Origin of the sequence: Myroides albus (assembly GCF_009711045.1) — a bacterium.
Lineage (GTDB): Bacteria > Bacteroidota > Bacteroidia > Flavobacteriales > Flavobacteriaceae > Flavobacterium > Flavobacterium album_A.
In genome coordinates, this window is the sequence record NZ_WMJX01000059.1 from 1 (window position 1) to 10,540 (window position 10,540).

6 protein-coding genes and 1 pseudogene are annotated in these 10,540 nt (G+C 32.8%); 2 read left to right on the forward strand and 5 right to left on the reverse strand.

Annotated features, from left to right (window positions below; genetic code table 11):
• Together GJV76_RS14415 and ccsA are read right to left on the reverse strand one after the other, a co-directional pair.
• Positions 1–272: pseudogene (locus GJV76_RS14415) on the reverse strand (hypothetical protein); the annotation flags it as partial.
• A gap of 1,440 nt (positions 273–1,712) precedes the next feature.
• Entirely contained in the window at positions 1,713–4,892 is a 3,180-nt protein-coding gene (ccsA, locus tag GJV76_RS14425) for a cytochrome c biogenesis protein CcsA (RefSeq protein WP_155093299.1), read from the reverse strand.
• A 205-nt stretch (positions 4,893–5,097) separates the two neighbouring features.
• Between ccsA and GJV76_RS14430 the strand changes: the two genes are divergently transcribed.
• The gene (locus GJV76_RS14430) at positions 5,098–6,297 is read left to right on the forward strand and encodes a pyridoxal phosphate-dependent aminotransferase (RefSeq protein ID WP_155093300.1); all 1,200 of its coding nucleotides are present in this window, start codon (positions 5,098–5,100) and stop codon (positions 6,295–6,297) included.
• Between the two features lie 99 nt (positions 6,298–6,396).
• Here GJV76_RS14430 and GJV76_RS14435 read toward each other — a convergent pair whose 3' ends face one another.
• From GJV76_RS14435 to GJV76_RS14445, 3 genes are all read right to left on the reverse strand, one after another.
• Complete coding sequence (locus GJV76_RS14435; protein WP_155093301.1) at positions 6,397–6,852, reverse strand: PaaI family thioesterase; 456 nt, start codon at positions 6,850–6,852, stop codon at positions 6,397–6,399.
• A gap of 936 nt (positions 6,853–7,788) precedes the next feature.
• On the reverse strand, positions 7,789–8,547 hold the full coding sequence (locus GJV76_RS14440; protein ID WP_155093302.1) for an MBL fold metallo-hydrolase: 759 nt from the start codon (positions 8,545–8,547) through the stop codon (positions 7,789–7,791).
• 72 nt (positions 8,548–8,619) lie between these two features.
• Entirely contained in the window at positions 8,620–9,456 is an 837-nt protein-coding gene (locus GJV76_RS14445; protein WP_155093303.1) for a helix-turn-helix domain-containing protein, read from the reverse strand.
• A 95-nt stretch (positions 9,457–9,551) separates the two neighbouring features.
• Here GJV76_RS14445 and GJV76_RS14450 point away from each other — a divergent pair, with 95 nt between their 5' ends.
• Positions 9,552–10,520: a hypothetical protein gene (locus GJV76_RS14450; protein WP_155093304.1), complete on the forward strand. Its 969-nt coding sequence runs from the start codon at positions 9,552–9,554 to the stop codon at positions 10,518–10,520.
• Positions 10,521–10,540 lie beyond the last annotated feature (20 nt).

The following is a 10,540-nucleotide window of genomic DNA, read 5'->3' on the forward strand; positions in this document are numbered from 1 at the left end:
AATGTATAGAAATTGGTTCCATCGTAATAAACATTACCATACTTACCTTTTAACTTATTGATGATTTGATCGACAAACTCATTGTTATTGGTAATCTTATCGATGAAGCTTTTATTTTCAGAAAGCTCAGTGATGAACGTATCATTCTTAGCGATTTCTACAACGTCTAATTTTACTTTACCTCCTTTACTGTCTGTGATTACTAAATAATCAACACCGTTCTCTGGAACTAAAGTAAAGCTCTCATTGGTTGTATCTAAATCACTCCACAAGATTGGAGTTTTAGCACCGGTATCTGGATCTAATGTATAGAAATTGGTTCCATCGTAATAAACNCTCCTTTACTGTCTGTGATTACTAAATAATCAACACCGTTCTCTGGAACTAAAGTAAAGCTCTCATTGGTTGTATCTAAATCACTCCACAAGATTGGAGTTTTAGCACCGGTATCTGGATCTAATGTATAGAAATTGGTTCCATCGTAATAAACGTTACCGTATTTACCTTTTAACTTATTGATGATTTGATCAACAAACTCGTTGTTATTGGTAATCTTATCGATGAAGTTTTTATTTTCAGAAAGCTCAGTGATGAACTTATCACTCTTAGCGATTTCTACAACATCTAATTTTACTTTGCCTCCTTTACTGTCTGTGATTACTAAATAATCAACTCCATTCTCTGGAACTAAAGTAAAGCTCTCATTAGTTGTATCTAAATCACTCCACAAGATTGGAGTTTTATCACCGGTATCTGGATCTAATGTATAGAAATTGGTTCCATCGTAATAAACATTACCAAATTTCCCCTTTAATTTGTTAACAATATTCTTTACGACTTCTTCATTATTGATAATATCACCAAAGTGATTTATCACATCTGACAACACATCTATAACAAACTCTTTACCTTCCTCATTCGTATAAACATAAGTCCCCTGCTTAGTTTTTGACTTCTCAATTTTAGTCAATAGTTGCAAGTTAATTAACGGTACATCAATTGAATGTCCGTGAGCATCGGTTAAGGTAAACACCTTCTGTCCTTGAGCATTATCACCAATACCATAAGACAACATTTTATTGTTTACTTGATCAGAAAGAACATCCCCAATTTTTATCCATCTAAACTTATTAGGTACTATCTTATCGTTGTAATCTATTCCCCAAAAATAATATCCTGGTAGTAAATCATTTCCATTATTAGTTGTATTAAAAACTAATAACCCTTCTTTAGGATTTCCTCCATGAATTGAATTATTATCTAATAGACTAACCAAAGCAATTTTTGGAATCAAAAGCCCCTTGTCTTTTGCATGTAATTCTAAAATTGCAGATTTATCTGGTTCCTTTACTCCTATACCAACTTGGGCATAAGAAACCATACCACTCAACAATAGAGCAATTGGTATAATTCTCTTTTTCATAACTTTTACTTTTACTAATACAAAATTAGTAAAAACAATAATTAATAATTAAATTAATAAAAATTACACACATTATTATACAATAAACAAGCAAACATAATTTTAATTAACTTAATTAAACAAATAATACACACAAACATAAAGAAAACAATAAAAAGCACACTTTATATTGAATAAAACACAAAATATAATTAGAAGCTTTTAGAATAATTCATAAAAAAAACAAAAGGTTAGTATTAAAAATACTAACCTTTTGTTTTAAATTGAAAATATATAAAAAATTAAAATACTATTTCTTCAAGTACTTCTTATACTTTATAAAAGATAAAACACTTATGATAAATACAAAAGCAAGTGACCACCATATGATTGTTGGTGTGATTACTTTCTCTCCTGAAGCATATGAATGTAACCCACTTAAATAGAAATTCACTCCAAAGTAAGTCATCATAATAGAATAGTATGCTACTACGCTAAATACATTATATATCCATGTACCACGCATAGCTGGAACTAATCTGGCATGAATAACAAAAGCATAAATCATAATACTAATAAGTGCCCAAGTTTCTTTTGGATCCCATCCCCAATAGCGTCCCCAACTTTCGTTTGCCCATTGTCCTCCAAGGAAGTTCCCAATAGTTAAAAGAACTAATCCAACAGTTAACGCCATTTCGTTAATGTAAGTAAGTTCTTTAATATTCATGTCCATCTTCTTCTTATTCTTTTCATTTGTCAAGATCATAAGAACTAAGGTTACCACTCCAAGCATCATTCCTAATGTGAATGGACCATAACTTGCTACAATTACAGCTACGTGAATAATTAACCAATATGAGTTAAGAACTGGTTGTAAATTAGAAATAGCAGGATCCATATAATTTAAGTGTGCTCCCCAAAGTACCATACCTGTAACGAATGCAGTAGATGCAACAGTTAATTCTGACTTTCGACCAAAGTATATACCGAACAAGGCAGTAGCCCATGCCACATAAATTACAGATTCATAAGCATCACTCCATGGAGCATGGCCTGAAACGTACCAGCGAATTCCTAAACCAATAGTGTGTATAGCAAACAATAAAATCGTAAGCCATCCTCCTATTTTTACAACCCAAGTACTAACTTTAGACTCTTTAATAATTCCAGCTACAATAAAGATAAACATCAATATAGCACTTAACATATAGTAACTATAAAGTGTTTTGAAAATATCATACTTATTGTACAAAATTTCAAATTCAATCTTTTTCTCACTTGGAATTACAGATTTTCCATACTGAGACTGATATGTTTTTAAATGTGCAAGATACTCATCTGCTTTAGTATAATCACCAGTTTCTTTTGCTCCAAATAATGCTGGAACATACATACGTGGTAAAATACTTTTTGTAAAAACAGAATCCATTCCTGTTATATCAGATTCATTTAATTCCAATGGAGATACCCATTTGTCATTATCGTGCCCAGGGATAGGGAATACAGTTAAAATACCACTGGTAAATGCAGCATTTAACAAGGCTAATTTCCCATCTAAATCTAAAAAGTCTGTTTGGAACTTATTCTTTATAGTAGAGTGATTGGCATCATCTACTTCCTTAGCTAAAATATAATTACCTTCAGCATCAAAAAAGTCAATTAAACTTGCATATTTTGTTCCCTTCTCTAAACCAAGTAATTCCGTAATTTTATCATTACCTCTTGGAAGAGCAATAATGTCAGCATAATACCAAAAGTTTGGAGCTCCTTGCATTTGTTGAGCTACCGTAAACTGCGTCATCGATAAAAACACCTGATCAGGAGTCAAGCCTTTGTAAGTTTCCTTTTTATAAACTTTACGCACCAATTCTGAAGCAAAAGTATTGATAGGCTTCATACGACCACCATAGTCTTGAATAACCAAAGTACCAAACTTAGCAGCGTGCTCTTTACTTACAGCCGTCGCTTGAACAAGCGAATCTATTAAAGCTGCATCTGGTTTTTGAGAAGGATTGCTACTGTGATTGTGCTGTGCAAATCCAACGGTAGAAAACAACAAGACTAAAATAGTCATCATTGTCGCTTTCTTTTCTCTTATTTTGTCTAATTTTTTTCTCAAATCGTAAAAACGTGTATTCTTATCAAATAAGATAGCCAATAAACCTACATACAATAAAAAATATCCAATATAGGTTATCCAAGTTCCCCAGAAGTCATGGTTAACTGATAAAATAGTTCCCTTTTCATCGCGGTCAAACTCTGCTTGGAAAAATCTATAGCCTTTATAATCTAAGATATTGTTCATGTAAATTCTCGCATCAAAACTTTCTTGACCATCAATTACGGTCACTTGACTTTCAAAAGAAGAATAACTTGTTTCTGTTCCTGGGTATTTCTCTGCAATAAACTTATTTAATTTTACTTGGAAAGGGGTTGTATAACCTTTACTTCCGTACATAAGTGTAAACTCTAAATCTCCTAATTTAATCGATTGAGGTTCTCCAATTCTACCACCTTTCCCCATAAGAGTAACATCTTGCTCTAAACCTTGCGATTTGACAGTCACTGTTAAAGCATCTGTGCTCATTCTACTTTTAAAATCACCATCTGATGCCAATACAATCTTTCCTTTAATCGGCATTTCTGGCAAGACAAACTGAGTCCCAGCCATATTATAAAGCGATCTCAGATTTAACGGTTGTTTCTCATTAGGAGTAACATCACCCGTAGCCTGAGTAGCCATTACCATATAAGTACCTGAAAAAGGAGTATCTATAAAAAACTCTCCATCTTCTTCAATAATATTAATTGCTCCTTCTGTCGCTTTATTGTAAGCAAATAATACATTGTGGATACTCGCTACTTCACCTTCTTTCAAAAAGTGTTCGTGTCTATCTCCATCACCTGACTCAACAAGTTTCAATAGCTTAATTCCATCTGGATCTTCCTGAATGGTTTCTGTAGCTCCCATGATGAAGTCTTTATAAACTACTTCAAAAGGAATTCCATTAAACTCTTCCTTAAGCTTAAAATTGTTATTGGTTACTTGAGAAAACAATAAAGGCTCTTCGAATGTTCTTCTTCGAACCTCTCCTTGATAGTCTCCGTCAGTCATCACTGTTAAGAAGGTTTTATCTGATAAAATCAAATCAGCTGTTTCTCCTTCTCTAATAGGCATCATCCCTTCAAAACTGATATAACGAGTAATGAAAGCTCCTATCATTATCAGTATAAAAGAGGCATGTATGATAAATGTTGCCCATTTTTCTTTAGTAAGTAAACGGTATCTTTTAATATTTCCAATAAAGTTTACTAAGAAGAAAAACATAATTAATTCAAACCACTTGGTGTTATAAATAATTATGCGCGCTGTTGTAGTGTTATAACGGTCTTCAATAAAGGTTCCAGCTGCTAATGCAATTGCGTAAACAATAAAAAGTACAGCCATTAACCGTGTCGAAGAAAAAAAAGAAATTATTTTTTTGTCCATGAGTTGTTAATACGTTGTTTTACAATTCAACAAAAATAACCAAAAAGCCCACTAATTCAGTATATTTAACTTATTATTTAGTAATGATTTTCCCACAGTATATTCCCAAAAAAATATACATTTGCACTACACTACCCAATTGATTCAGCTTACAATAATTATTTGTCTGATTTGGTCAATTATTAAAGATTAAAATATATAAATTATGCCAAAAATTTCTCAAAAAGGGATTAATATGCCTGAGTCACCAATTAGAAAATTGGTACCATATGCTGAAAAAGCTAAAAGCAAAGGTCATCATGTTTATCACTTAAATATTGGTCAACCAGATATTAAAACTCCTCAAGGAGCTTTACAAGCGGTTAAAGATGCCAACTTTGAGGTATTAGAGTATAGCCACTCAGCCGGTTTTGAAAGCTATAGAAAGAAACTTGCTACCTACTATCAAGGACATCATTTAAACGTTGACTTCTCAGATATCATCATTACTACTGGAGGTTCTGAAGCCTTAATGTTTGCCTTGGGAAGTACTTTAGACCCAGATGATGAAATTATTATTCCAGAACCTTTTTACGCTAATTACAATGGGTTTTCTATCTCAAATGGAGTAAAAATTGTACCTGTAATGTCATCTATAGATAATGGGTTTGCATTGCCTTCTATCAGTGAATTTGAGAAATTAATCACTCCTAAAACGAAAGCTATTCTAATCTGTAACCCTGGTAATCCTACTGGTTATTTGTATTCTGAACAAGAAATGCAACAACTGACGGACCTTGTTGTTAAACACGATTTATTCCTTATCGCAGATGAAGTATATCGCGAATTTGCATATGATGGCTTTAAACATATCTCTGTAATGAGTATCCCTGCCTTAGCTAATCACGCTATTATGGTGGATTCTGTATCTAAAAGATATAGTATGTGCGGTGCTCGTATTGGGTGTATTGTTTCTAAGAATAAAGAGTTAATGACAGCAGCGATGAAATTTGCCCAAGCTCGTCTTTCTCCTCCAACATTTGCACAAATTGCCTCTGAAGCTGCTTTAGATACACCTGAATCTTATTTTGATGAAGTTATAACGGAATACAGAGAAAGAAGAGATGTATTTATAAAAGCACTACAAGAAATTGATGGAGTACAAGTAACAGCACCTCATGGATCTTTTTACTGTGTAGCAAAATTCCCTGTGAAAAATGCAGATGATTTTGCAAAATGGCTATTGGAAGACTATGACTTAAATGGCGAAACAGTCATGATTGCTCCTGCAGCTGGTTTCTATTCTACTCCTGGTGTAGGATTAGACGAAGCTCGTATGGCTTATGTATTGAAAAAAGAAGATTTACTTCGCTCTGCCCAAATCCTAAAAGAGGCTTTAAAAGTTTATCAAGGAATAGAAAAATAGTCAATGACTTTTCAACTATAACAAGAAAGAGAGTGATAAAATCACTCTCTTTCTTGCTTTTATACTTTTCTTGTATTGCAATAATTATTACAAATTCATTTACTCTCGCAACTTAATTGCCAAAATCTCTCCTGTAGCACAGACAACATTATCTGCCGATAAGGTCATTTCTACTGTGATTTTGCGTCCCTCTATGTGCTTCAACTTACCCATAATTACTAATTCCTTTCCTTGAGGGGTCATCGCTTTGAAATTCACATTGAGGTTACCTGTCACGCAGCGAACTGGAATTTGTGCTTGTTCTAAACTAATACCTTCTGCTACACAAGCAAATGCAGCAGCCGAAGCCGTACCATGACAGTCTAATAACGAAGCTATTAATCCTCCATACACACTTCCTGGAATTGCAGTATACTTTAAATCTGGCGTAAATCTACTAATCGTTTCTTCTCCTTCTAAATAGGTTTTTAATTGGTGACCTTGTGTATTATTCTTTCCACAACCATAACAGTGTGCAAGATTCTCCGGATACAAATCCTGTATTGGCTTTTTCATAATGGTTTTTCTTGGTTTAAGGCTTAAATATCGACATTACAAAGCAACTAAACAACCCTAAAAATAAAAAAACAAAGTGATCTAAGTATGGTTTGCTCACTACTCCTACTTCAGTTTTGAATAATAAAAAGAAAAATACTACTGCTACTTAGGGATCAATTCACAACTACATGATCCAAAAACACTTCTATATAATCTCTTGACAAAATACTGAAATTGACAAATTCTGAAAAGCATATTCGACTGTTCTATTAGAGGGCTTTTCTTGCACTTCCTTGGGGAATGCTTGCACTTTTCTGGGGGTTTCCTTGTCAAAAGCACGGTTTTCTCGAAGAAAGGTGCAAGAAAGGTGCAAGAAAAACTCAAGCAACCCCCTATCAAATGGATGCAAAGCGATTGATAAATCACCTGTAAATTTGGTTAAAAAATAGTTCCTCTATTTGCCTTGTTTTGAAAACCTCATTTTATTGTATGTTACTTCACTTTTTTATATGTTTTTATTTTACTTCGCATACAGCTTATGATTTATCGCCTAAAGTATAATTAAGTTGACGACACCTTTTCCTTGTGTTTTACCTATCTTTCACTAATAAGTTTACTTAGTGTAAACCTATTCTTATATAGGACAAATACTACCACAAAAATAAACTGGCAGCACTTCTATCTTGAGAATAAATAGTCGTAATGAGAGTACTTCAATTACTAAAGACAAGAAATACAGGAGGAACTCAATATTGTTATTGATAAATAAAACACATTAAAAGAAAAGAGTACTTTATAAAATAGTCAAGGGCTACATTGAATATTCTGTGTCAAGAAGATCCCACAAAACAAGATACTTCCCATTCATCATGAGAACAACATCACTAAAGAGAATAGCCTATCAACTAAACACGAAGCCACATTGATACAAACTACGAAATGTGAATACAGACGCTAAACAACAGAATTATACTCCTCCAAATCGTGATAACTATATACTTTCACATCTGGATATTCCTTCATAAACCCTTTTATTATATCCATAGATTTTAAGCGCAAATCATTATCATCTGCTCTTGCTTGTGTAAGCTGACTAACCGAATGATTGTCATCGAATAGTTCTGCTTTTAAATAATAAGCATCTCCTATATAAAAATACCACTGATTAGCTACTTGATATAAAACGCCACAATGCCCAAGAGTATGGCCAAATAATGGAGTAAGGTAAACTTTCAAATCGCCTTCTATATCTACTTTTCTGACTTCTAAACCAAATAATTGTTCTGATGCTGATTCATATAACTTTACAACTGGTTTATGATCTAACAAATTTCGAAGATAGCGAGGATTATCTGATAAATAATTGTGATATTCCTCCAACCCAACATGAAGTCTTGCTTTAGGAAAATCACTTGCACCTCCTATATGATCACAGTCTAAGTGAGAAACTACAATGTCAGTAACACAGTTGGGATCGAGTCCCAATCTTTTTAACTGCTTATACACTGTATCTTCCACATGGAGGTTAAAACCGACCATCTCAATTAGCTCTTTGCCCAATCTTAGTTCTGGTGAAAGACAATCAACCACCCCAATACCTGAGTCAATCAGTACAAGACTTTCATTTACTTTAAGAACAACACAATGTCCTATAGCATGATCTCCAGTAGGAGCATCGATATCTACACAATTTAAATGATGTATTTCCAACATAATCTATCTAATTTAAAATACAAAATTCAACTTTATCACGCACTAAAAATAGAACGCTAACGACATAAAGTCTTATCGAACCCCTACGATACGCATTGGTTGTTCTACCGTTTGTTCTGTATCAAAAGCAATACAGTGATTCAAAAAGTCCTTTGGAGTACTTCCCGAAAACATTTTAAACTCACGGATAAAATGGGATTGATCAGCATAACCGTAGTTATAAGCTAAATCACTCAATTTGGTAAAGTCTCCTTTGTAAATAGCATTACAGGCGTGTTGAAACTTTACCACTCTTTTATACTCTTCAATTGACAAACCGATATCTTCTCGGAACTTCCTTTGTACTTGTCGCTGTGAAATATGCAAATCACAGGCAATTGTTCGAGAATCAGTGTGCAAAAAATCCTGATTCAACAACATCAAACCTTGATCTACAATAAAAGTATTTGAATAACTCAATTGTATCTTTTGTATAAAATAATCTTCTAAAATAGAGACCGCTGATAAGATAGAAGAAGAATAAACTACTTGTTCGATTATAGAGATAGGGATTAACTCTTGGGCTTCTATTAATGTATTTGTGAGTTCATTTGTATTAACGTTAAATATCTTCTTAAAAGCAGATGCGTGAAAATCAATGCCAATAATTGATCCATGTGTTTTAAAATAGTTTACACAAGGTTCATCACTTTTTTGGCCATAGAGAAAAGCAATTGGCAATTGCCTTTGATCAGTATAATTAAACAAATTAGACTTTCCTCGACAATGTTGAATAATTAAACCTGTTGAACCTGCGGCAAGAATCTTGTATTTTGAAATAGAATCAGCTTCAGATAACACATCTCCATACCAAAACTTTTTGATATACTTCTCAAGTGAAGTACAAGGGGTAAAATATTTAATTTCCATATTGGCAGCCGCTTACATATTTTACAATTATAAATAAAACTAAGATTATAATCCGTTTACATCAGTAATTATATTATTTTTAACAAAAAATTAATATGAAAAAAGGACAAATACTTTGGGGTGTTATTAGTGTAATAATATTCACCGTACTCCTTTACTTTATTTCTTTAGAGAACTATTTCTTCAATCCTTATCTAACTACTTTTGTAACAGGAATTGCTTGCGCTATCACAGCTTTATTCTCTTTAACTAACATTACATCTACTTATGATGTAGGAGAACTTCTCACACAGTCTAAAAATCAAGACAAAGATGCAAGTGATTTCGGAAAAATGCTATTAGCTATTTTATATGGTTTGATTATGGGGGTACTCTTTTTTACTATTCAACAAAAAAGAGTAGATAGTGAATTTGAAACAAATGGAATCATAGCCTCAGCTAAAGTATTAAATGGTACACATATAGCAAATTCAATCCATCGAGGGGTAAAAAACAATACTTTTACACTACAAGTTAGCTTTCATGAAACATTATCCCAACGCGATATAAATACCCAAGTTGAAGTACCGCAAGAAGTCTTTGAAAGCGTATATAAGGATCAAACTATTGAAATTATCTATTCAAAAACAAATCCTAATATGCTTAAACCAATTATATTAGAGAGTGATATAAAAAGATTCAAAAAGATTGAAAACAGGTTAATTACTTTTCAAGATTTGGAAATATTAAGTAATAACGATATAGACAAAAATAATCTTTTGGAATATTTGCTCAGTGTTAGTACAGGATGGAGTAGAATAGATGATGAAAGTGATGCTACTTTTGTGGCCTATCACAATCCCTTAAAAGATGAAAATGTCGCTTACTCTAACATTGATCACATGCTTTTCTATTCTGGATCAAACTTAGAGTTTCTGTCTCAGAACGAAGAACTTGTTTTCAAATATGAAGATCTATTCAAAGATAGTTTTCCACAAAGTGATTTAAACCCTATTAATCTCAAAATAAAAGAAACGGTGAAAACATATGACTATAAACATTACTTAACCCGTTGTGCATTTTAAACAATCGGTTTTTTTAAAGT

Coding starts and splice junctions, on each gene's coding strand:
- ccsA (WP_155093299.1), bottom strand. CDS start 4,892: ATGGACAAAAAAATAATTTCTTTTTTTTCTTCGACACGGTTAATGGCT.
- GJV76_RS14430 (WP_155093300.1), top strand. CDS start 5,098: ATGCCAAAAATTTCTCAAAAAGGGATTAATATGCCTGAGTCACCAATT.
- GJV76_RS14435 (WP_155093301.1), bottom strand. CDS start 6,852: ATGAAAAAGCCAATACAGGATTTGTATCCGGAGAATCTTGCACACTGT.
- GJV76_RS14440 (WP_155093302.1), bottom strand. CDS start 8,547: ATGTTGGAAATACATCATTTAAATTGTGTAGATATCGATGCTCCTACT.
- GJV76_RS14445 (WP_155093303.1), bottom strand. CDS start 9,456: ATGGAAATTAAATATTTTACCCCTTGTACTTCACTTGAGAAGTATATC.
- GJV76_RS14450 (WP_155093304.1), top strand. CDS start 9,552: ATGAAAAAAGGACAAATACTTTGGGGTGTTATTAGTGTAATAATATTC.